Genomic DNA, 21,137 nt, shown 5'->3' with positions numbered 1-21,137 from the left:
CAGCCTCGTTGGGCCGCACGGGCGAGCCTTCCCTAAGGGACGGTAAAGAGTCGGCTTTGTCCGATTCCTCCGAGCTGTGACGTGGGTTACCTTTCCCCTCATGTCGAGCTCAACGGTGACCGACCAACTGGAAGAACCGCCCGTCGGCTGGCGCACACGGCTGCGCCAGGTCGGGCCAGGGATCATGGCCGCGGCGACCGGGGTCGGCGCGGGCGACCTCGTCGCGACGATGGTGGCCGGATCGCGCTTCGGGTACACGCTGCTGTGGGCGGTGCTCGTCGGCACGATCTTCAAACTCGCGCTGGCCGAAGCCGTCGGCCGCTGGCATCTGACGTCGGGCCGGACGATATTGGCAGGCTGGCGGACGCTGGGGATCTGGGCGCTGATCTACTTCGGGATCTACGCGGTGATCTGGGGGTTCGTCTACGGCGCGACCGCGATGTCCGCGTCGGGCCTGCCGTTGAACGCGCTCTTCCCCGCGCTTTCGGTGCGGTACTGGGGGATGATCTGCGGCCTGCTCGGCTTCGCGCTGGTGTGGTTCGGACGCTACGCGATCATCGAGAAGCTGATGACCGTCCTGGTCGGGATCATGTTCGTGACGGTGGTCGGGACCGCGATCCTCGTCGCGCCGAACTTCGCCGAACTGTTCAAGGGCGCCGTCCCGACCCTGCCCGACGGCTCGCTCGTCTACCTCCTCGGCCTGATCGGTGGCGTCGGTGGCACGATCACCATGGCCGCCTACGGCTACTGGACGCTCGCGAAGGGCTGGCGTTCGGCGAAGTGGCTGCCGATGATGCGTACCGACAACGCCGTCGGTTACGTCATGACCGGGATCTTCGTGATCGCGATGCTGATCGTCGGCGCGGAACTGCTGATGGGCCAGAAGATCATCTCGGGCGACAAGGGACTGCTGTTCCTCGGTGACACCCTCGCCGCGGATTACGGGCAGTGGGCGCGGATCCCGTTCCTCATCGGCTTCTTCGCGGTCTCGTTCACGTCCGTGATCGGCGTCTGGCACGGCGTGAGCCTGCTCTTCGCGGACTGGTGGCGCATTCTGCGGCTGCCCGCGAACACGACGGAAAGCGTTGAGGCGTATGAGAAAAAGGCGGGAGAACGCAGTGTCGCGTATCGCGGATACGTGTTGTGGCTGACCTTCCCGCCGATGGCGTTGCTGTTTTTGGACCAGCCCTTCCAGCTCACCGTGATCTACGGGGTGCTGGGCGCGTTGTTCATGCCGTTCCTGGCGGCGACCTTGCTGGTGCTGCTGAACACGTCCCGGGTGCCGCGGGAGGGACGCTCACGGTGGCTCTCGAACGGGTTGCTGGGTGTCTGCCTGGCGATGTTCGCGTACCTGGCGTACACGGAGGTCGTGAAGTTCTTCAGCTGAACCGCTCGTGAGTGTGGCGGTTTCGCGTGTCCGGATGGACGACACACGTGATGGGAGAGACGACACGCGTGCCGTCCGCCGGACACCACCTACAGCGGAATGGACTTGCTGTTGCAGCCTCCGCCTCCGCAGGCCGTCACGGTCAACTGGTTCGCCCCGACCGGCAACCTGACCATCGCCCGCCGCACCCCGTCATCGACGATGATCTGGGTCAGCACGCCCTGCGGGGACACGGCGAACCGCGCGGTGAGCGCCGAGACCGGAGAACTGTCGGACACCGTGACCACCATCTGCCCTCCATCGACGGTGCCCCGGACGCTTTGCGCCGCGCACCCGAGCGGACTGCACACTTCGAAGGGTGTGGCGGCGGCCGCGGTACCCGGGAAACCGAGGGCCAGTACACCCAGGGCGGCGACGGTGAAGCCAAGAGATTTCATGATCACTCCCCAGTGCTTGTCGGAATCACCGAGGCTATGCCCGGCCGCTACGCATACGGCGAAGTTTCACTGAGGATCGAAAAAACCCCCTTCCCACACGAAACGTGGGAAGGGGGCTTTCAACGAATCAAGCGAATCAGGAGCGGCGGGCCCGCTTCGCCTTGCGAGGCGGCGGGAGCGCACCTTCGGCGCGGAGCCGCGCGGCGTGCTCGGCGAGCGCGTCGACCAGGTGCGGGACGTCGGCCTTCTCGGGCTGGACGTCGACCCGCAGCCCGAACTCCACGGCGGTCTCCGCGGTCTTCGGGCCGATGCACGCGACCAGCGTGCGGGTGTGCGGCTTGCCGGCGATGCCGACGAGGTTCCGCACGGTCGAGGACGAGGTGAAGCAGACGGCGTCGAACCCGCCGGTCTTGATCATCTCGCGGGTCTCGGCGGGCGGCGGCGCGGCACGCACCGTGCGGTACGCGGTCACGTCGTCGATCTCCCAGCCGCGTTCACGCAGGCCGGCCGAAAGGGTTTCGGTGGCGATGTCCGCCCGCGGCAGCAGCACGCGGTCGACGGGGTCGAGGACGTCGTCGTACGGCGGGAACTCGGCGAGGAGGCCCTCCGAGGACTGCTCACCTTCCGGGATCAGCTCGGGGATGATGCCGAAGGAGCGGACCTTCGCGGCGGTCGATTCGCCGACGCAGGCGATCTTCACGCCGGAGAAGGCGCGGGCGTCGAGCCCGAACTCCTCGAACTTCTCCCACACCGCGCGGACGGCGTTGGTCGAGGTGAAGACGATCCACTGGTAGCGGCCGTCGACGAGACCCTTGACCGAACGTTCCATCTGCGCGGGGCTGCGCGGCGGCTCGACCGAGATGGTCGGGACCTCGTGCGAGGTGGCGCCGTGGCCGCGAAGCCGCTCCGCCATCTCGCCGGCCTGCTCCTTGGTGCGCGGCACCAGGACCTTCCAGCCGTACAGTGCGCGCGACTCCCACCACGACAGCTTCGAGCGCTGGCCGACGGCCTGGCCGATGGTCACGATGAGCGGGCCGACGAGCTCGCCCGCTTCGTTCGCGACGGTGGCCAGCGTGGTGTCCAGGGTGCGCTGGGTATTTATGGTCCCGTTCGACGTAACGGCGACCGGGGTGGTCGGCGCCAGGCCGTGCTCCGTCAGCGCGGACGCGGCCTCGGCCAGGTGCGCCGACGTCGCGTGCAGCACGATCGGGCCAGGGGTGGCGGCCAGTGCGGCCCAGTCGACGTCGCCGCGGACGTCGACCTCGGTGTGCGTCCCGCCGAGCGCGACGCCGGCGTACGCCGGGACGGCCGCGCCGGGCGAGACGCCCGGGATGATGTCGAAGACGGCGCTGGTCCGGGAAACGGCCTGCACCTCGGCGACGACGGCGGGCTGGGTCAGCGGGTCACCGGCGATCAGCCGGAGCACCAGCCGTCCGGCCTTGGCCTCGTTCACCAGGTCCTTGGCGACCTCGGTGGCCTCGCCGACGGCGGGGCGCACTTCGGCGCCCTCGGCGGTGAAGGCCAGGACGCCCGAAGGGACGTCCGGGTCGGTCACCACGACCTCGGCCTTGGCGAGCAGCTCCTGAGCGCGGACGGTCAGCAGACCGGCGTCACCGGGGCCCGAGCCCACGAAGGCGACTCGCCCGGTGGTCTTACGCGCGGGGGTCATCTGTGCGTTCTCCTCTTGAGCGGCCGCGGTCGAGCGCGGCCCTACCTTCGACGTTCTGACTCACTGGGCGGGGCCGGACAGTGCGCCGGCCCCCAGGTCGAGCAGTTCGGCGGCCAGTGTCCGGCCGAGTTGTTCGGCATCGCGGAAGTCGGCGAGCGCGGAAGCGCGCACCATGTCGACCGCTTTCCCGTCCTCTTCGACGGCGGCGGTGCCCCGCAGCGAGATCCGCTCGACGACCCGCCCTTCGGCGTCCAGGTCTTCGACGATCTCCGCCAGCGCTCCGACCGGTGCGCTGCACCCGGCTTCCAGCGCCGCGAGCAACGCCCGCTCGGCGGTCGCCACGGCGCGGGTGCCTTCGTCGTCCACGCATGACCCGAGCAGGTGCTCGATGTCCACGTCACCGGTCCGGCACTCCACCGCCAGCGCACCCTGCGCGGGCGCGGGCAGCATCTGGATCGGGTCGAGGGTTTCGGTGATCTCCTCCGCCCGGCCGATCCTGACCAGTCCGGCACGCGCCAGGACGACGGCGTCGAGCTCTCCGTCGCTCACCTTGCGCATGCGGGTGTCGATATTGCCTCGGATCGGCACGATTTCCAAACCGAGACCCAGCGCGCGCAGTTGCGCGGTGCGCCGCGGCGAGCCGGTACCGACGGTCGAACCCGGCGGCAGCTCGCCCAACGTCAGCCCGTCACGGGCGATCAGCGCGTCACGCGGGTCCTCGCGGCGCGGGACGGCGGCGAGCGTGATGCCCGGCTCCGGCTTCGTCGGCAGGTCCTTGTACGAGTGCACGATGACGTCCACTTCCTCGCGCAGCAACGCTTCGCGCAGCGCGGAAGTGAAGACGCCGACCCCGATCGTCGGAATCGGCGCGGACGATCGGTCGCCAGGCGTCGTCACGGTGACGAGCTCGACCTCGGCGCCGGTGGCGCGCAGGGCGTCGGCGATGGTGCCGGTCTGCGCGAGGGCGAGTTTGCTGCCGCGCGTCCCGATGCGGATGACTCTGCTCACTGATCACTGTCTTTCGTAGCGGTGGGACTCGCCACCGCGGCGGGCGCCTGCGGGTCGAGGCAGAACAGCTCGCGCAACGCGTTGGCGTAGTCGGTGTCGGCCGTCTCGGCGGCCAGCTGCTTGACCCGCACCGTCGGCGCGTGGAGCAGCTTGTCGACCACTCGGCGGACCGTGCGGCCGACCTCCTCGCGGACCCCGGCTTCGAGGTCCGGCAGGCGGTTGTCCAGCCGCAGCAGTTCGGCGTCGACCACCTCGGCCGCCCGGCGCCGGAGCGCCGTCACGGTCGGGGTGACCTCGGCGCTGCGCTGACCGGCGAGGTACTCGCGCACCTCGTCGAGCACGATGCCGGTGGCCTTCGCGGTCTGCCGGTCGGTGGTCGGGGTGCCCTTGTCGCGCATGCGGCGCTGGATGGTCTCGAGGTCGACCACGGTGACGTCGGCCAGCTCGGCGACCTCGTGCTCGACGTCACGCGGGAGCCCGAGGTCGCAGACGACCAGCGGGCGCCCGGCGCGGGCGGGCACGTGCGCGGTGGTGAACACCGCGGCCTGCGCGCCGGTGCTGCAGACGACGACGTCCGCCTCGGCGACCGCGTCCGCGATCCCGCTCATCTGAACGGCCTTCGCGGGCACTCCCTGCTCGACACTCGCGGCGGCGAGACGGGCGGCCCGTGCTTCGGTGCGGTTGGCGATGGTGATCTCGCCGATCCCGGATTTACGCAGCTGGGAAGCGGTCAGCGCACCCATCGAACCGGCGCCGACGATCAGCGCGTGCTTGCCCGCGATGTCCCCGGCCGCAGCCAGCGCCTCGGAGACGACCGACGCGCCGAGCTGGTCCAACCCGGTCTCGGTGTGCACACGTTTGCCGACGCGCAACGTGGTCTGGATCAGTTCGTGCAGTGTGCGGCCGACGGTGCCCGCCTCGCGCGCGGTGGCGTAGGAGGACCGGATCTGGCCGAGGATCTGCGTCTCGCCGACGACCATCGAGTCCAGGCCGGAGGTGACCGAGAACAGGTGCTCGATCGCGGCGCCCGCGTAGTGCACGTACAGCGAGTCGTAGAGGTCCGCGGGCTGCATCCCGGCTTGGCGGGCGAGCACGTCGGAGACGTCGTTCAGGCCGCCATGGAAGGTCTCGACGACCGCGTAGACCTCGATGCGATTGCAGGTCGAGACGAGGATCGCCTCGCTGACGTGCTCGGCCTGCTGCAGTTCGTGGAGCACCTTGGTCACGTCGGTCGCGGGGACCGCGACGCGCTCCAGGGTGCTCAGCTCGGCACTGCGGTGCGAGAGCCCGACCGCCAACACGCTCATTTCAGCGCACCACCATTCCGAGCTCGGGACCGTTCATGCTGCCATTCTCGGCCGCCGCGGGGCCGGCGTCTCCTCCGCCGTTGCCATGAGCGGCCAGATCCGCGCGGCGAGCGACGTGGAACGACAGGATCTGCAGTTCGACCGCGAGATCGACCTTGCGCACCTCGATATGTGCCGGAACCTGCAGCACCACCGGGGCGAAATTCAGGATGCACTGCACGCCACCGGCGACAAGGCGGTCGCAGACCGACTGCGCGGCGGTGGGCGGAGTGGCGATGACGCCGATGGAGATCTGCCGTTCGGCGCAGACTTTGGGGATCTCGTCGAGATGTGAGACCGGGAGGCCACCGACGGGCACGCCGACCAGATCCGGGTCGAGGTCGAACAGCGCCTCGACCGGGAAACCGCGGCCGGGGAACCCGCCGTAGTTGGCCAGCGCGTGCCCGAGGTTACCGATGCCGACCACGGCGACCTTGTGCTTGCGGGTCAGGCCGAGGATCCGCTCGATCTGGCTGACCAGCACCTGGACGTCGTAGCCGACGCCGCGGGTGCCGTACGAGCCGAGGTAGGACAGGTCTTTGCGCAGTTTCGCGGAGTTGACGCCCGCGGCCTGTGAGAGTTCCTCGCTGGAGATCGTCGTCGCGCCCTGCTCGGCCAGCCCGGAGAGGACACGGAGGTAGACGGCGAGGCGGGCGACGGCGGCCTCGGGGATCGACTTCGCGCGGACGGCTTCCGGCTCGGCGGTGGCCTCGACGGCGGGCATCTCCGCGGTGGGCGCGTTGTCGGCGTCCGGTGTCACCCGGGTGCGCCGGCCTCGTTGCGACACCACGCTTGTCCGCTCCTCTGGTCCCTGCTGACGACATGATTCGCCTGAACCTGGAAATCGGTTCTTGACCCGCCGCGCTGAGTCCGGTTCGATGCCGGGCGCTTTCGGAGGCGACGTATCTACGGTAGCCATTTGTGAACGCAGGCACAAAGTCACAGGTGAACGCTGTGGTCAGTCTCTCTAGCGCGCGTTGACCGACACCGTGTGCCAGCCGGTGGCACCGTCCGGGACGGTTCCGGCGCGCTCCGGCGTCTGCGGGTAGCCCGACTGGTCCGTCGCCCGGACGGCGATCTCGTGCTGACCAGGGCCGACCTGCACCTCGGTCCACCACATCCGCCAGGTGTCCTTCGACGTCTCGGTCGACAGGACGGCCTCCTGCCAAGGCCCCTGATCGACCCGGACCTCGACCTTCGCGACGCCGGTGTGCTGCGCCCACGCGATCCCGGACACCACGACCTTCCCCGCGTTCACCGCCGAGCCGGGCGCGTCGATCCGCGACTGCGTCTTCACCGGTCCTTCCTTGCCCCAACCTCGGTCGAGCCAGTACGCCTGGCGCTCCTCCCAGGTGGTGATCTCCAGCTCGGTCACCCATTTCGTGGCGGACACGTAGCCGTACAGGCCGGGGATCACGATCCGCGCGGGAAAGCCGTGCTCGATCGGGAGCGGTTCGCCGTCCATGCCGAGGGCGAGCATCGCGCCGCGTCGCGGATCGAGGGCGGCTTCGACCGGGGTCCCGCAGGTCCAGCCGTCGACGCTGGTCGCGAACATCTGCTCGGCACCGGGTTTGACGCCCGCCTCGTTCAGCAGGTCTCGCAGGTCGATGCCGATCCAGCGCGCGTTGGAGATGTACGGGCCGCCGACCTCGTTGGAGACGCAGCACAGGGTGACGTCGCGTTCGATCAGCGGCCGTGAGCGGAGGTCTTCATACCGATAGGTGACTTCCCGATCGACCATCCCGCGGATCTGCAGGCTCCAGTCCTCGGTGCGGACCTGCGGGACGACCAGCGCCGTGTCGATCCGATAGAAATCCTTCGAAGGAGTGAGATACGGCGGGGTGCCGAGCTTCGCGAAGTCCGCGTCCGGCGGGATCGGCGGCGCCGTCCTCGCCGCGACGAGCCTGCCGACGGCGGCTCGTGACTCCTCCGCGTTCTTCCTGGTCCCGACGAGCTGACCGGTCAGCGCGGCGACACCGGCACCGGCCGCGACGGAAGCGCCGGTGATCAGCACCTTCCGCCGGTCCGGCCCCTCGCCCTCACGGACGTCGAACAGCACGTTCGGCAGGAAGAACCGGTGCAGCCAGGTGAACACGGTGAGCCCGGCGACCACGGCGGCCACGGGCGCCAGCAGCGCGATCTGGCCGAGATCGGTGCGCACGAAAACGGCGGCGACGCCAGCCGCACCGAGCACGCCGACGATCACCTGCCCCGGCAGCGGCTTGCGGCGCGAGAGCCGTCCGGCGAGGACCGCGAACAGCGCCAGCACCACGGCCAGGCCGATCTTGAGGACGAGCTTGTCCCAGGTCTCCAGCGTCTGCTCGGCCCAGGCCACGACGGCGTGCGGACTGTGATCGATCACGAAGTTCGCCACCGCGACGAACGGCGAAGCCGTGTACCCGACGAAGCCCGCCACGAGGTGTCCGACGCCGAGGGCGGCCGCCAGTGACAGGAGCCCGGTCAGTGCGGCTTGCGGGAAGCTGAGCCTGCGTTCGTCGTCCACGACTCCATCTTCGTCAGCGACAGGGCCGGAGGTCGGCCGATCGCCCCTTACGAGTGTGTTACGCCAGTGCCTTCCGGAGCCTGTCCTCTTCGACCCGCCAGTAGCCGTGTTCGGCGTCGTCGATCAGGATCACCGGCACGCGGTCGCCGTATTCGGCCCGCCATTCGGGGTCGCCGTCGACGTCCTGTGCCGACCAGGCGACGCCCAGTTCGCCGCAGATCCGCTCGATGTCCTGTTCCGCGACCTCGCACAGGTGGCAACCCGCGCGGGTCATGACGGTCACGTGGTGCGCCATGGCCACATCCTTACCCAGTCCGAGGCACTCTTTCCCACCGAGGGCTCATCAGCGCAGTCGCATCCGCCGGAGCTTCCCGGTGGCCGAATGCGGCAGCGATTCCGCGAACTCGACGGTGTGCGGCACCTTGTACCCGGCCAGGTGCTCCGCGCAGTGCTCCACGACCTGCTGCTCCGAAAGCGAAGCGCCGGGCGCGGGGACTACGACGGCCTTGACCGCTTCGCCGGTCCGCTCGTCGACGACGCCGACGACACCCGCCTCGACGACCTCGTCCAGCAGCGAGATCACGTTCTCGACCTCGTGCGGGAAGACGTTGAAGCCGTTGACGATGATCAGGTCGTTGGCGCGGTCCACCAGGTGCAGGTCGCCGTCGGTGTCGAGGTAGCCGACGTCGCCGGTGCGGAACCAGCCGTCCTCGTCGGGACCGTGCGAGCCGTCGGGCCAGTAGCCGGAGAACAGGTTCGCGCCGCGGATCGACACCAGCCCGGTGCCGCCGTCCTCGTCGAAGGCGTCGCCGAGTTCGTCAGGGTCCTGCGGGACGGGCGTCGCGTCGCCGTCGCTGTCGACCAGCCGGACCTCGACGCCGGGCAGCGGGCGCCCGACCGAACCCGGCTTCGGGTAGCCGGTGACCAGGGTCGTGGTGACCACGGGCGCGCATTCGGTGAGGCCGTAGCCCTCGTAGACGTCGAGTCCGGTGGCGCCGCGGAGCGCGGCGAGGATCTTGGGGTGCAACGGCGCCGCGCCCGACGTCATCCGCCGGACGGTGGAAAGGCCCTGCCCGAGCTCCTCAGGGTCCATCGCGGCGAATTCGGCGTACATCGCGGGCACACCGGCGATCGAGGTCACCCGGTACTCGGCACAGTCGGCCAGTGTCCGCTCGGCGAGGAAACGTTCCGACAGGATCGCCGTGGCGCCGACCGCCGTGGTCTGCAGCAGGCCCGGGCCCAGGCCGTAGACGTGGAACAACGGGATGGTGATGAGCACGCGGTCGCCGTGCACGAGCGGCGTTGGCACGATCCGGCTCAGCTGGTCGAGGTTCGCCAGCAGTGCCCGATGCGACAGCATCACGCCGCGTGGCGGACCGGTCGTGCCGGAGGTGTACGAGATGACCGCTATGTCCTCACCGGCCCCGGCGGCGTCGACCGGTTCGGCTGCTCCATTCGAGGTAACAGGTGGTGAGAGGCTCGTCACTCCGTCCGGGAGCCCCTCGGTCTGTTCGCGTTCGAGGACGAGCCGCGCGCCGCTGTGCTCCAGCAGCCCGTTCAGCTCCGCCGCCGGAGCCTGCGGCGAGATCGGGACGACCACCGCGCCCGCGCGGAGCGCGCCGAACAGCGAGACGGCGAACGCGGCCGACGTCGGCAGCCGCAACGCCACCCGGTCGCCGCGTTCGATTCCCGCGTCGAGCAGGGCGCGGGCCAGCGCGTGGGCGGCGTCGTCGAGCTGCGCCCAAGTCAGCGCGACCCCACCCCCGGTCTCGTGGACGGCCGCCTTGCGGGGCCACTGGCGGGCGGCCTCGACGAGCAAGGTGGGCACGCTTCCTTCGGCAACCTGCTCCGCGCTCAACTGCGAACCTCTTCCCTGGGATGAACGGCGTTGTCAGTTTGTCATCTCGGCCACCGTCATGGGTGCCACTCGCATTCGTCGCAGTTCCGTGACCCCGGCACCGCTACCTACTTCGCGGTAACTACACGTATGCTGCTGGTCATCGTCGAGTGGTGTTGATCACTCGATGGTGAGAAAGGGAGTCCGGACGTGCAGATCTTGCAGGCCCACGCGGCGGTGGGACATGCGCGCCGGTCTCCTCTGCCCGGAACGGGAGGTGCCCGATGACCCTTCCCGCGCCGAATCCCGTCTCCATGCTGGCGGGTCACATCCTCCGCCGGAGTGGTTTCCCCGCGGTTCCGTCGTCCCGGCCCAAGACCGGCGACGTCACCGAGGATTCGGACGCCGCCGCCGAAGCCGCGAAGGCCGAAGCCTGGGAGCTGGTCAGCGCCGCGCAGGGCGGCGACACCTCCGCTTTCGGCAGGCTCTACGACCGCTACGTCGACGTCGTCTACCGCTATGTCGTGTTCCGCCTCGGCGACCGGGACCTCGCCGAGGACGTCACCAGCGAGACCTTCCTCCGCGCCCTGCGCCGCATCACGTCGGTGAGCTACCAGGGGCGTGACGTCGGCGCCTGGTTCGTCACCATCGCGCGCAACATCATCCTCGACCACGTGAAGTCGAGCCGGTTCCGCCTCGAGGTCGTCACCGACGAGGTCGCGGAGCCGAACGGGGCACCGATCGGCAACGTCGGCGTGCAGGCCGTCGCCGGTCCCGAACAGCAGGCCATCAGCCGCGCGACCCGCGCCGAACTGTTGCGTTGCGTCGCCGAACTCGGCGAAGACCAGCGCGAGTGCATCGTGCTCCGGTTCATGCAGGGGCTCTCGGTCGCCGAGACCGCGGCGATCATGAAGCGCAACGAAGGCGCCATCAAGGCCCTTCAGCACCGCGCGGTACGCCGTTTGGCACAACTTCTGCCCACGGGATTGCGTTAAGGTTCCATATTTATCCCTCACCGGGCCTTGCCGTAACCCTAGGGCGTCCCCGCTCGTTTTCCCAGCCAGACCGGTGTCAGGACCGGGCTGAGCAGATGGAGACTTCGCCGTGGGCGTGCCGGGATGGTTCGCGCGGGAGCGGGCGGACAGTGACCGCTTCGCCGGCCTTGTCGACGGCACCGCGTCCCCGGCGGACGACGAATTCGCGCGCGAGCTCGTCCTCGTCGGCGGCTTGCGCGAGTTGGGCGTCGGCGGTGCCCCCGACGCCGAGACACGGCAACGGATCCGCGAGGAGATCGCCGGACGGCTCGCCGAGGCCGAAGCCGAGCCGAAACGTCGCGGTCACGCCGTCGCCAACCTCGCCGCGGCCGCCGTCGCACTCGTACTGGCGCTGGGCGGCATCACCCTGCTGCTGTCCAAGGACGCGCTGCCGGGCGATCCGCTGTACGGCATCAAGCGAGCGGGTGAATCGGCCGCGCTCGGGCTCACCTTCGACGAACAGGACAAGGCGACGAAGCATCTGGAGTTCGCCGCGAACCGCGTCGGCGAACTCGGCAAACTGACCCGGCAGGCCGCGCCCACCGACGCGTATTTCACCGGCCTCGCCGATTTCGAGACGGATCTGCGGGCCGGGGTCTCGCGGCTGACGGCGATCGTCACCGATCAAGGCGGCCAGACCCGGCTGACCGAACTCCACTCCTGGGCGCGGCAGCAGTCCGACCGGCTCGGCCTCCAGGTCGGCCACGCCCCCGCCGAGGCACGCGACAAGTTCGCCTCGGTCCGCGTCCTGCTCGGCAGGGTCCAGGCACGCACGACGGATCTCGGCTCGCGGCTGGTCTGCTACACGATCACCACGGGCTCTTCCGACGAACTGGGCGCGGTCCCGGCCGCCGGTGACTGCGCCCGCGATCCCGATTCACCCGACGCGGTCGTGCCGCCGGTGCCGGCTCCCTCGCCGTCGTCCGCGCCGATCGGTTCGCCGTCACCGACGTCGGTGCCGCCGCCGTCGTCCGCCGTGGACACCGCCGCCCCGACCGGTCCGCTCGCGCCACCCACCGGTGGCACGCCGCCGCCCGTGGTGCCCACCCCCGGCCCGACGAACCCGCCGCCCCTGCCGACGCCGACCGTCACCGCATCGCCGCCGCTGATTTCGATTCCGCCGCTCATCCCGGGGTTACCGCCGATAATCATCGGCTGACGCTCTGTAGACGAGGGAGGCGCCACACCTGGTACGAACCGGTCGTGCGCTCGCTACGCTGTGCGTAGGCACCTGGGATTCCGGAGGCGGTGTGCGTGTCAGTTTGGCGGGGCAGGGACAAGAGTCAAGAGCTCGAACGGCTGGCCGAGCTCGCGGGCGAGGCGTCGGCCGAGGCCGCCATGGCGACCGCGTCCGCCGAAGCCCTCGAACCGCCCGCGCCGCCCGCTCCGCCGGACCTGACCGCGGCCGCGTTCTTCGACGTCGACAACACCATGATGATGGGCGCGTCGATCTTCTACTTCGCCCGCGGACTGGCCGCGCGCAAGTTCTTCACCTCCGCCGATCTGGCCGGATTCGTCTGGCAGCAGGTGAAATTCCGGCTCGGCGGCCGTGAGAACAAAGAGGACATCAAAACCCATCGCGAGCGCGCACTGTCCTTTGTGGCCGGTCGCACCGTGCAGGAACTGACCGACATCAGCGAAGAGATCTACGACGAGTTGATGGCGGACAAGATCTGGTCCGGCACCCGGGCGCTCGCGCAGATGCACCTCGACGCCGGGCAGCGCGTCTGGCTCGTCACCGCGACCCCGATCGAACTCGCGGCCATCATCTCGCGGCGCCTCGGCCTCACCGGCGCGCTGGGCACCGTCGCGGAGACCAGGGACGGCGTCTACACCGGCCGCCTCGTCGGCGACCTGCTGCACGGCCGCGCGAAAGCCCACGCCGTCCGGGCGCTGGCGTCACGCGAAGGGCTGAATCTCAAGCGCTGTACGGCGTACTCGGACTCGCAGAACGACGTCCCCATGCTGTCGGTCGTCGGAACCGCGGTCGCGGTGAACCCCGACGGCGGTCTCCGCGACGTCGCGCGGGCCCGCGGCTGGGAGATCCGCGACTTCCGGACCGGCCGGAAGGCCGCGAAGATCGGCGTGCCTTCGGTGCTCGGCGCCGGCGCCGTGGCCGGCGCCGTCGCGGCCGGCATGGCCTACCGGCGCCGGTAACCCCTCACTCGCGTGCCTGAAGCCGTCACTCGCGTGCTCGCCGCCGGAACTCGCGTGCCTGAAGCCGGAACTTGAGAGTTACGGCCTCAAGCACGCGAGTTACGGGTCTGATCACGCGAGTTACGCGGTCTGGCGCGGCGGAGGAGCGGACCCGCCACGAAGGCCCGGCGTCCTTGGCTGTCCATAAGGGACGCTATCCCAGAACAAGGTGCCCGAATTGGGACCTTTGCACGGTTTTGCGCTGGGTGGTCAGACCCCACGCGAACCGTACACATGACACCAACCGGACATTACCGACGCGCCTAGCCCTTGAAGACGCTCTTCCGCTGCGAAAGGCGTTTGTACAGCGACTGCTGGATCGACTCCCGCACCTGGTCGGTCAGCGTGAAGACCAGCATCGGGTCGTCGACGGCGTCCGCGTCGTAGGTGTCAGTGCGGATCGGCTCGCCGAACTCGATGCTCCACTTCGTCGGCAGCGGGATCGCGCCGAGCGGGCCGAGCAGCGGGAAGAACGGCGTCACCGGGAAGTACGGCAGGCCGAGCACCCGCGCGAGCAGCTTGATGTCGCCGATTTTCGGGTAGATCTCCTCCGCGCCGACGACCGACACGGGAATGATCGGCACCCCGGTCCGCAGCGCGGCGGACACGAAACCACCTCGTCCGAACCGCTGCAGCTTGTACCGCGACGAGAACGGCTTTCCGACCCCCTTGAACCCTTCCGGCCAGACGCCGACGAGTTCTCCCTTGCGCAGCAAGCGTTCCGCGTCCGCGTTGCAGGCGAGGGTCTGTCCCGACTTGCGGGCGAAAGAGCCGATCAGCGGCACCTGGAACACCAGATCCGCGCCGAGGCCGCGCAGATGCCTGCCGCCGGGGGCGTGATCGTGCACGGCGACGGCGGTCATCAGCGCGTCGAGCGGCAACGTGCCGGAGTGGTTCGACACCAGAAGCGCGCCGCCGTCGGCGGGCAGGTTCTCGACGCCGAAGGTGTCGACCCGGAACCACTTCTCGTACAGCGCGCGCAGTGGCGGCAACAGCAGGGTTTCGGTGAGCTCGGCGTCGAAGCCGAACTCGTCGACCGTGTAGTCGCCGGTCAGCCGGTCCCGCAGGAACCCCAGCGCCGTCCTGAGCGAGGCCGGGAGGAGGTCCGCGTCGGCCGGACGGGTCCGGGCGGGCGAGACCCGCGCCGTCCCGGGGAAATCGACGACGGGCGCGTCCGCCCGGCGTTCCTGTCGCAGCCGCTCTTGTGCCTCTTCGGACTCGCGAAGATCCCGACCCGCTTGACCGGCCGGGTCCGGCTTCTCTCTGCCGGGGCCGTGCAACGGGATGACCCGCGCTTCAGCGCCGCTCACGTTTTCCGCCTCGCCTTCGTGAGAGTTTTCGGAGTTGTTCCCATGAGGCCTGCTCATCGGTGCGACGCCTGTCCGGTCGCCGCGGCCACCAGCACCTTGCCGGCGAGTCCGGCGAGCTTGCCGCCGTCCACCACGGGCCGGAGCCCGCGGCCGGTGATGTAGTCGTCGAACGCTTCCCGCGTCGTCCAACGTGGGGTGTAGCCGAAGTCCTTCTTGAGTTTCGTGATGTCCACGACGCGACCGAAGTTCAGCAGCCGCACCTGGTCGGCCGAGAAGTCGACCACCCTGGCCCCGCGGAGCACCTTGCCGACCGACGGCACGACACCGCTGGGCATCGGCAGCTGGATCCGGCCGGCCCGCCGGATCGCCTGAGAAAGGGTGAGTACCCCTTCCGAGCCGACATTGAACACGCCGGGTTCGTCCTTCAGCGTCGCCTGCTCGAAGACGGCCAGCGCGTCGGAGGCGTGCAGCAGCTGAATCCGCGCGTCGTAGCCGAAGACGGTCGGGACCACGGGTAGCGCGAAGTAGCGCGAGAGCACGGTGTCGATCTCGGGGCTGATGATGTTGGCGAACCGCAACAGCGTCGTCGTGATGTCGGGACGGCGGCGCATGAGCCCGCGGACGTACCCCTCCATCTCCACGGCGTCCTTCGCGTAGCCGCTGGTGGAGGTGGGGATGAGCTCGGAATCCTCGGTGAAGACGGCCTGGGAGCGCGCTCCGGCGCCGTAAACCGCGGCCGTCGACTTCACCACGAGCTTGCGCACGAGCGGCGAGCGCTGGCAGGCGGCCAGCAGTCGCATCGTGCCGATGACGTTGACCTCTTTGATCGCCGTGCGACGGGCGGGGCCCGCCGGATGCGCGGTGCACGAGCCGTGGACCACGGTGTCGACCTTGGCCGTGCTGATCACCTTGGCGATCAGCGGGTTGCGGATGTCGGCACGGACGTATTCGGCGTGGCCCATACGCTGCAGGACGGACTTCTGCGGCGGCGTGGTGTCGACGCCGATCACCCGCTCGAACTCCGGATTGTTGCCGAGTCTGGCGAGCAGCTTCCCGCCAAGGTCTCCCCCGACCCCGGTCACGAGCACGATGTTCGACGGCATAGGACTCCCTGCGGCTTTCGGACGGTTCTCGGACTTCGATCACGGGGTCCTGATGACCTTGAGCGCGAGATGATCCACCGAGTGTGCACTTACCCGCACTCAAGGGAAGCATCGCGCGGCTGCCGTTGAGATGTTACCGCTCATTAGGGGTAGTCGACTCAGCGCTTACATGCTATTAACCAGCTGCTCGCGGAGGGGATGCACGTCTCACTCGGATGGACGGAAACCGCCCACCGAATGGGAATGGCCCGTCCAGATTCTGGACGGGCCATTCACCGGCTGTGTCTTACTTGCCGGCCTTCCTACGCTGAACGCGCGTCCGGCGCAGCAACTTGCGGTGCTTCTTCTTCGACATACGCTTACGGCGCTTCTTGATCACAGAGCCCATGAGCGCTCCTTCCTTCGTCGTCGGTCACGCTGCCCGGCGCAGCGTCCAACGGGTGGAGCGCACAGGCACGAGCGGTCTTCCAGGGTACTCGCGCCCCGGAAGACGCCCTCGGGCGGGCACGTTGTGCGCCTCGAAGCGGGCCTCAGCCCACGTCGAAGTACGCGCCCTGGAGATATTCGTGAACGGCCTTTTCGGGCACTCTGAACGACTTCCCGACGCGCACCGCGGGCAACTCGCCCGAGTGAACCAGTCGGTAGACGGTCATCTTGGAGACCCGCATCAGCGTGGCCACCTCGGCGACCGTCAGGAACTGGACCTGACCCACTGAGGGCAGATCGTCTTTCTTGTTCGGCGGCATGATTCACCGTGTCCTTCGACACGTGTCGCGCCACGAGGCTTCCCCACCTGTGGTATCGACACGCACGTGCTCTCTTGAGAGTAGCGGGACACGTGTGGCTAAAGCGACGCGAGTCACCGAGATGGGCCCGTACGACTACGCATTTCGTCCTCTCGATGCGGTAGTCAGACGACGAACTACCGCATCGAGAGGACTAACTGCGGGGTTCGTGGGCGGCGCCCAGCTCGGTCGAGCGGTCCTTCGCGGCCTCGATGGCGGCCAGCAGCGCCGCGCGGACACCGTGCTTCTCCAGCTCGCGGATGGCGTTGATGGTCGTCCCGGCGGGCGAGGTGACGGCTTCGCGCAGCAGCACCGGGTGTTCGTCGGACTCGGCGAGCATCTTCGCCGCCCCGACCGCCGACTGGATGATCAGCTGCCCGGCGAGCGCCCGGGGCAGGCCGAGCAGGATCCCGGCGTCGATCATGGCCTCGACCAGGTAGAAGAAGTACGCGGGCCCGGAGCCGGACAGGGCCGTGACGGCGTCCTGCTGCGACTCCGGCACCTCGACGACCTGCCCGACGTGCGAGAGCAGGTCCTTCACCACCGCGATGTGCTCGGCGGTCGCGTGCGCGCCCGCTGAGACCGCGCTCATCGCCTCTCCGACGAGCATCGGGGTGTTCGGCATGACCCGCACCACCGGGACGCCCTCGGCCAGCCTGCGCTCGTACAGGGCGGTCGGCAGGCCCGCGCACAGCGAGACCACCAGCGACTCCTTGCCGAGCAGCGGCGCGAGTTCGTCCAGGACCGGTTCGATGTCCTGCGGTTTGACCGCGACGACCAGCACGTCGGCCCGGCGCGCGGCGTCCGCGACGGTGACCGCGTGCACGCCGTGACGTTCGGTCAACTCCGCCGCGCGCGCCGGATAGCGTTCGGTGAACAGCAGGTCGGCGGGGCTGTGCCCGCCGTGCAGCAGGCCCGAGAGCAGGGCCTCCCCGATCTTCCCGGCACCCAGAACCGCGATCACAGTCATGCGCTTCAGCGTGCCAAACCGGCGTCAGCCCCCGGGCGCCGGGGCGAGCGCCAGTTGCCGCGTCTGACAGACCAGCCTGCCCTGCGAGTCCACGACAAGGGCGTCCGAGTCGAACCAGGCCTCGTGCACCGACTGACTCTGGACGATCACCCGCAGCCAGCCCGGCGCCGGCCGGGTGCGCAGCAACGCGGTCAGCTGCACGGTCGGCGCCCAGCCGACCCGGCCGAGGTTGTAGACCACCGGCGGGTTCACGTCGCTCGCGAGCAGCGCGAAATACGGGTCCGGGAGTCCGTGCCGCGGCCGGACCCACAGCCGGATCTTCGGCGGGTCACCGATCCGGCCGTGCAGGTAGCCGACACTCGCCGGATCGAGCCGGACCTCGCAGCCCTTCGCGAGGTTGAACAGGCCTTCGGACGTCTCACCGGTCATGGGGACCGCGCCGGGCGGCGGTTCCACGGGCATGGCCGGGACGTCGGTCCACTCCGGCCGCCGCATCGGCAGGCGCCCGGTGGTCACCCTGGCCTCGACGCAGCTGCGGCCCCGCTGCTCCAGCAGGACCGCGACGACCGAGGCGCGCCTTCCGACCTTCCGGACGTCCATGCGCAGCAGCACCGGCCCCACCGCCGGCGGGTGCAGGAACTCCGCGCTGATCGCCAGCGGCTCGGACGGCGGTTCGCCGCGTTCGTGCAGGAATGTGAGGGCGGCCCTGGCCATCAGGGCCATCAGGAAGCCGCCGTGCGGATGTCCGCCGATCGACCATTCGGTACGGAGTACCGCCGTGAAAGTGCCGTCACCCAGTGATCTCGTCGCGCACGCCGCGTCGAAGGAGGTGCTCGTTTCGTCGGCCGCGCTCACCGAGCACTGACCCAGGCCACAAGCCGATCCATCGGGGTGCGGGAGATCAACAAGCGCAGCTGGTTCACGGTCGGAACTTTACGTGTACCAGCGCCTCGGGCGCAGGGAGGAATGATTCTCCGCACCTGGAGACGATCTTTGTCACTGGCCGAGGTGCAGCCTCGCGAACAAGAGTGACTCCGCGAGGTCTCGCGAACGTCGCGCCGCGCTCGGCGACCGCCGGGTGTTGATCTCCAGCACGATCTGTCCGGAGAAATCGCTGTTCACGAGCTTTTCGAGAAGTTCGGTGCAAGGTTCGATCCCGCGTCCGGGAACCAGATGTTCGTCCTTCGGGAGTCCCGTGCCGTCCGCCAAGTGGACGTGCGCGAGCCCGGAACCCATCCGATCGGCGAGGGCGAGGGCGTCCATCCCGGCTGCCGCTGTATGGGACAGGTCGAGCGTGTAGTGACGAAACCCTACGTCCGTAGGGTCGATCGAGGGCCGGAAAGCCGAGACGCGCGACGTCCGCGAGCCGCCGGGCGGGCGGACCTTGAACATGTTCTCGACCGCGATCTCGATGCCACTGACGTCTTCGAGTTCGTCGACGAGGTCGCCGAACGCGTCGCCGTAGCGGCGCTGCCATCGGAACGGCGGATGCACCACGACCGTGCGCGCGCCCAGTTCCTGTGCCGCGTCCACGGACATCCGCAGGCGCACCTCGGGATCGGGCGACCACACGCGCTGGGTGATCAGCAGCGACGGCGAGTGGATCGACAGCACCGGCATCCCGGTGCGGCGCGACCACCGGCGCAGCGCGGAGATGTCCTGGCTGACCGGATCGGCCCAGACCATCACCTCGACGCCGTCGTAGCCGAGGTCGGCGGCCAGTTCGAAGGCGGTGCCCGCCCCCAACGGCCAGACGGACGCCGTCGAAAGGCCTACCGGAACCTGCTGAGCCATTCCGGCATTCTTCCCGAGTCCGCTACCGCGCGACCAAGAGGAGTGCGGCCGGTGAGACCGTCACCACCAGCCCGACCAGCACCGCGAGCACGAGGGTCTGGAGATCGTCCGCCTTGCGGATCTTCCGGACGATCCACACCAGCGCGACGATCACCAGCAGCGCGGCGACCAGCGCGGCGGCGGGGATGTTGACCCACAGCCAGTTGAAGCCCAGCCAGACACCCGCGCCGCCGACGACGCCGAGGGCGAGCTGACCGGCCAACGCCAGCCATTGCTTCCCCGGCGAGACTTTCTCGGCGGGTGCCGCGGGCTCGTCGTCCTCGATGTGATCGACGTGATCGACGTGATCGACGTGATCAACGCTGTCTTCGGCGCTGTCGTCGTAGTCGTCCTCGTACTCGTCGGCGCGGTAGCCGTAGTCGTCGCGGCCCAAGTCGGGGCCGCCGTCCGGGTACGCCGGGTCGGCGAACTCGCGCTCGTAGTCGTCGAGGTTGTCCTGCCGCTCGCGGTCGTCGAGCGAATGCGGCGGCACGAACGGCATCGGCGCCGGGTGGGGCGGGTGGGAAGAACCCATGGTCGGGGGGCCCGCGTCGAACGGATCCGGTTCGAGGTCGGTGTCCGGTTCGACCGGGGGCGGCACCGGCGGGATCCCGCCGATCTCGGTTTCCTCGGACTGCACCTTCTGCCTGCGTTTGCGCCATCCGGCGAGCCCGGCGGGCGGGGACGGCGGCTCGACGGGCGCGGACGCCTCGGGTTCGGGCGCGGGTTCGTCGCCGACCGCGGCGAACTGCTCGGTGCTCGGCTCGGCCTTGGGCTGGACGGGACGGACCGGCGGACGACGGCGCCGCGCCGGCTGGACGGGCGGGGCCGCGAATCCGCCGCTGGCCATCGGGCCCGGCTGGTCCTGCACGTCTTCAGACGGGGCGTCGAGGCCGCCGTCGAGTCTCGCCGACAACCCCGATGAGGGTGGTGCCGCCGGGGGTCCGGCGGGCGGCTCGGGGCGGCGGCGGACCGGCGGCACCGCGCCGCGGGTCTCCTCCGGGCCTGTCGGGCGGGGCCTGCCACGCGGGGGCAGGCCCTCGGAGTCCGGCGGACGCTGGTAGCCGGACTGCTCCTGCGGCGGAGTGGGCCGCACGAACTGACCCGATTGCTGCGGCGGCTGCGGCGGGCGCTGCTGGTAACCGCTCTGCTCCTGCGGCGGAGTCGGCCGCACGAACTGACCCGATTGCTGCGGCGGGCGCTGCTGATAGCCGCTCTGTTCCTGCGGCGGGCGCACCGGCGGCGTCTGCCGGGTCGGGGTGGACGCGACGTCCGGCGGCACCGGCAGCGGCGCGGAGTCCTGCTGCGGCGGCGGAACCGGACGCGCGCCGGAATCCTGCTGCGGCAGCGGACGCGCGTCGGGGTTCGAGGTACTTTTTTCCGCCGAGAACCCATCAGGCGGAGCCTGGGGGCGGGAGCGGCGCGGCGGACGGTTGGGTGGCGGCGGGGTGTCGCCGGACACCCTGTCGATGATCGCCTGCGGCGCGGTGTCGCTCACCGACGGCGCGCGCCTGCCACGAGTGGGCTCGGGGGCCTCGTCCTCGTCGTCGGCCGCGCGGCGTCGCCTGCGGCGCCCGCCTTCCGGCTGGGCTCCATGCTGGGCGAGCAGCTCCGCCACGGTCTTCTGTGGCCGGCCGCTCTCAGTCTCGTCCGTCATACTGTGCTGTCCAATGCGCGCTCCGGCCGTTGTGAACCGGCACGCGACGGAGCATCGGCGGC

Annotated in this window: 20 protein-coding genes; 4 read left to right on the top strand and 16 right to left on the bottom strand. The window is 69.7% G+C overall.

All coding sequences use genetic code 11. The features are described from left to right. Nucleotides 1-100 precede the first annotated feature (100 nt). On the top strand, nucleotides 101-1,387 hold the full coding sequence (locus tag ACZ6DT_RS18380) for an Nramp family divalent metal transporter (protein ID WP_465596128.1): 1,287 nt from the start codon (nucleotides 101-103) through the stop codon (nucleotides 1,385-1,387). A gap of 89 nt (nucleotides 1,388-1,476) precedes the next feature. Here the strand turns inward: ACZ6DT_RS18380 and ACZ6DT_RS18375 are convergent, their stop codons facing one another. From ACZ6DT_RS18375 to ACZ6DT_RS18340, 8 genes are all read right to left on the bottom strand, one after another. Next, the gene (locus ACZ6DT_RS18375; protein WP_465596125.1) at nucleotides 1,477-1,824 is read right to left on the bottom strand and encodes a hypothetical protein; all 348 of its coding nucleotides are present in this window, start codon (nucleotides 1,822-1,824) and stop codon (nucleotides 1,477-1,479) included. 136 nt (nucleotides 1,825-1,960) lie between these two features. Next, nucleotides 1,961-3,493, bottom strand: coding sequence for a bifunctional uroporphyrinogen-III C-methyltransferase/uroporphyrinogen-III synthase (locus ACZ6DT_RS18370; RefSeq protein WP_276366159.1), 1,533 nt, complete (start codon nucleotides 3,491-3,493; stop codon nucleotides 1,961-1,963). A 60-nt stretch (nucleotides 3,494-3,553) separates the two neighbouring features. Further along, on the bottom strand, nucleotides 3,554-4,501 hold the full coding sequence (gene hemC, locus ACZ6DT_RS18365; RefSeq protein WP_465596121.1) for a hydroxymethylbilane synthase: 948 nt from the start codon (nucleotides 4,499-4,501) through the stop codon (nucleotides 3,554-3,556). Further along, the gene (locus ACZ6DT_RS18360) at nucleotides 4,498-5,808 is read right to left on the bottom strand and encodes a glutamyl-tRNA reductase (RefSeq protein ID WP_465596118.1); all 1,311 of its coding nucleotides are present in this window, start codon (nucleotides 5,806-5,808) and stop codon (nucleotides 4,498-4,500) included. The genes hemC and ACZ6DT_RS18360 overlap by 4 nt, the downstream gene beginning before the upstream one ends. A gap of 1 nt (nucleotide 5,809) precedes the next feature. Next, nucleotides 5,810-6,637, bottom strand: coding sequence for a redox-sensing transcriptional repressor Rex (locus tag ACZ6DT_RS18355; protein WP_465596115.1), 828 nt, complete (start codon nucleotides 6,635-6,637; stop codon nucleotides 5,810-5,812). Nucleotides 6,638-6,814: 177 nt separating this feature from the next. Further along, nucleotides 6,815-8,350, bottom strand: a complete 1,536-nt coding sequence (locus ACZ6DT_RS18350) for a molybdopterin-dependent oxidoreductase (protein ID WP_465596112.1) — start codon at nucleotides 8,348-8,350, stop codon at nucleotides 6,815-6,817. 58 nt (nucleotides 8,351-8,408) lie between these two features. Then, nucleotides 8,409-8,645: a glutaredoxin family protein gene (locus ACZ6DT_RS18345; RefSeq protein WP_465596109.1), complete on the bottom strand. Its 237-nt coding sequence runs from the start codon at nucleotides 8,643-8,645 to the stop codon at nucleotides 8,409-8,411. Between the two features lie 48 nt (nucleotides 8,646-8,693). Then, nucleotides 8,694-10,178 (bottom strand): AMP-binding protein, encoded by a 1,485-nt coding sequence (locus ACZ6DT_RS18340; protein WP_465596106.1) that lies wholly within the window; start codon nucleotides 10,176-10,178, stop codon nucleotides 8,694-8,696. 293 nt (nucleotides 10,179-10,471) lie between these two features. On the opposite strand from ACZ6DT_RS18340, the gene ACZ6DT_RS18335 reads away from it, so the two are divergent. The 3 genes from ACZ6DT_RS18335 (at nucleotide 10,472) to ACZ6DT_RS18325 (ending at nucleotide 13,378) form a co-directional block, all read left to right on the top strand. Then, nucleotides 10,472-11,182 carry a sigma-70 family RNA polymerase sigma factor gene (locus ACZ6DT_RS18335; protein ID WP_465596103.1) on the top strand — a complete coding sequence of 237 codons (711 nt, stop codon included), beginning with the start codon at nucleotides 10,472-10,474 and terminating at the stop codon, nucleotides 11,180-11,182. Nucleotides 11,183-11,291: 109 nt separating this feature from the next. Next, nucleotides 11,292-12,380 carry a DUF5667 domain-containing protein gene (locus ACZ6DT_RS18330; protein ID WP_465596100.1) on the top strand — a complete coding sequence of 363 codons (1,089 nt, stop codon included), beginning with the start codon at nucleotides 11,292-11,294 and terminating at the stop codon, nucleotides 12,378-12,380. A gap of 95 nt (nucleotides 12,381-12,475) precedes the next feature. After that, nucleotides 12,476-13,378 carry an HAD family hydrolase gene (locus ACZ6DT_RS18325; RefSeq protein WP_465596097.1) on the top strand — a complete coding sequence of 301 codons (903 nt, stop codon included), beginning with the start codon at nucleotides 12,476-12,478 and terminating at the stop codon, nucleotides 13,376-13,378. Between the two features lie 302 nt (nucleotides 13,379-13,680). Here the strand turns inward: ACZ6DT_RS18325 and ACZ6DT_RS18320 are convergent, their stop codons facing one another. The 8 genes from ACZ6DT_RS18320 to ACZ6DT_RS18285 all read right to left on the bottom strand — a co-directional run bounded on the left by ACZ6DT_RS18320 (nucleotide 13,681) and on the right by ACZ6DT_RS18285 (nucleotide 21,075). Beyond that, on the bottom strand, nucleotides 13,681-14,784 hold the full coding sequence (locus ACZ6DT_RS18320; RefSeq protein WP_465596094.1) for a lysophospholipid acyltransferase family protein: 1,104 nt from the start codon (nucleotides 14,782-14,784) through the stop codon (nucleotides 13,681-13,683). Then, nucleotides 14,781-15,830 (bottom strand): NAD-dependent epimerase/dehydratase family protein, encoded by a 1,050-nt coding sequence (locus tag ACZ6DT_RS18315; RefSeq protein WP_465596091.1) that lies wholly within the window; start codon nucleotides 15,828-15,830, stop codon nucleotides 14,781-14,783. Before ACZ6DT_RS18315 ends, ACZ6DT_RS18320 begins: the two co-directional genes overlap by 4 nt. Before the next feature lie 286 nt (nucleotides 15,831-16,116). Then, nucleotides 16,117-16,218, bottom strand: coding sequence for a 30S ribosomal protein bS22 (locus ACZ6DT_RS18310; RefSeq protein WP_007030867.1), 102 nt, complete (start codon nucleotides 16,216-16,218; stop codon nucleotides 16,117-16,119). Nucleotides 16,219-16,360: 142 nt separating this feature from the next. Next, a complete protein-coding gene (locus ACZ6DT_RS18305; protein WP_016330918.1) occupies nucleotides 16,361-16,576 on the bottom strand; it encodes a helix-turn-helix domain-containing protein in 216 nt (71 codons plus the stop codon). 193 nt (nucleotides 16,577-16,769) lie between these two features. Next, entirely contained in the window at nucleotides 16,770-17,585 is an 816-nt protein-coding gene (proC, locus tag ACZ6DT_RS18300; RefSeq protein ID WP_465596088.1) for a pyrroline-5-carboxylate reductase, read from the bottom strand. Between the two features lie 24 nt (nucleotides 17,586-17,609). After that, the gene (locus ACZ6DT_RS18295) at nucleotides 17,610-18,440 is read right to left on the bottom strand and encodes a thioesterase family protein (RefSeq protein ID WP_465596085.1); all 831 of its coding nucleotides are present in this window, start codon (nucleotides 18,438-18,440) and stop codon (nucleotides 17,610-17,612) included. Nucleotides 18,441-18,581: 141 nt separating this feature from the next. Then, a complete protein-coding gene (locus ACZ6DT_RS18290) occupies nucleotides 18,582-19,379 on the bottom strand; it encodes a sugar phosphate isomerase/epimerase family protein (RefSeq protein WP_465596082.1) in 798 nt (265 codons plus the stop codon). A gap of 22 nt (nucleotides 19,380-19,401) precedes the next feature. After that, a complete protein-coding gene (locus ACZ6DT_RS18285; protein WP_465596079.1) occupies nucleotides 19,402-21,075 on the bottom strand; it encodes a hypothetical protein in 1,674 nt (557 codons plus the stop codon). Nucleotides 21,076-21,137 lie beyond the last annotated feature (62 nt).

It is taken from the genome of Amycolatopsis sp. NPDC041971, from assembly GCF_055588925.1.
Note: the sequence above shows the minus strand (reverse complement) of the source record. Positions and strands in the feature narration are given on the sequence as shown.

Bases quoted from the DNA above. Each gene is read 5' to 3' on its own strand.
- ACZ6DT_RS18380 (WP_465596128.1), top strand. From the start codon at position 101: ATGTCGAGCTCAACGGTGACCGACCAACTGGAAGAACCGCCCGTCGGC.
- ACZ6DT_RS18375 (WP_465596125.1), bottom strand. From the start codon at position 1,824: ATGAAATCTCTTGGCTTCACCGTCGCCGCCCTGGGTGTACTGGCCCTC.
- ACZ6DT_RS18370 (WP_276366159.1), bottom strand. From the start codon at position 3,493: ATGACCCCCGCGCGTAAGACCACCGGGCGAGTCGCCTTCGTGGGCTCG.
- ACZ6DT_RS18360 (WP_465596118.1), bottom strand. From the start codon at position 5,808: ATGAGCGTGTTGGCGGTCGGGCTCTCGCACCGCAGTGCCGAGCTGAGC.
- ACZ6DT_RS18345 (WP_465596109.1), bottom strand. From the start codon at position 8,645: ATGGCGCACCACGTGACCGTCATGACCCGCGCGGGTTGCCACCTGTGC.
- ACZ6DT_RS18335 (WP_465596103.1), top strand. From the start codon at position 10,472: ATGACCCTTCCCGCGCCGAATCCCGTCTCCATGCTGGCGGGTCACATC.
- ACZ6DT_RS18320 (WP_465596094.1), bottom strand. From the start codon at position 14,784: ATGAGCAGGCCTCATGGGAACAACTCCGAAAACTCTCACGAAGGCGAG.
- ACZ6DT_RS18315 (WP_465596091.1), bottom strand. From the start codon at position 15,830: ATGCCGTCGAACATCGTGCTCGTGACCGGGGTCGGGGGAGACCTTGGC.
- ACZ6DT_RS18310 (WP_007030867.1), bottom strand. From the start codon at position 16,218: ATGGGCTCTGTGATCAAGAAGCGCCGTAAGCGTATGTCGAAGAAGAAG.
- ACZ6DT_RS18305 (WP_016330918.1), bottom strand. From the start codon at position 16,576: ATGCCGCCGAACAAGAAAGACGATCTGCCCTCAGTGGGTCAGGTCCAG.
- proC (WP_465596088.1), bottom strand. From the start codon at position 17,585: ATGACTGTGATCGCGGTTCTGGGTGCCGGGAAGATCGGGGAGGCCCTG.
- ACZ6DT_RS18290 (WP_465596082.1), bottom strand. From the start codon at position 19,379: ATGGCTCAGCAGGTTCCGGTAGGCCTTTCGACGGCGTCCGTCTGGCCG.
- ACZ6DT_RS18285 (WP_465596079.1), bottom strand. From the start codon at position 21,075: ATGACGGACGAGACTGAGAGCGGCCGGCCACAGAAGACCGTGGCGGAG.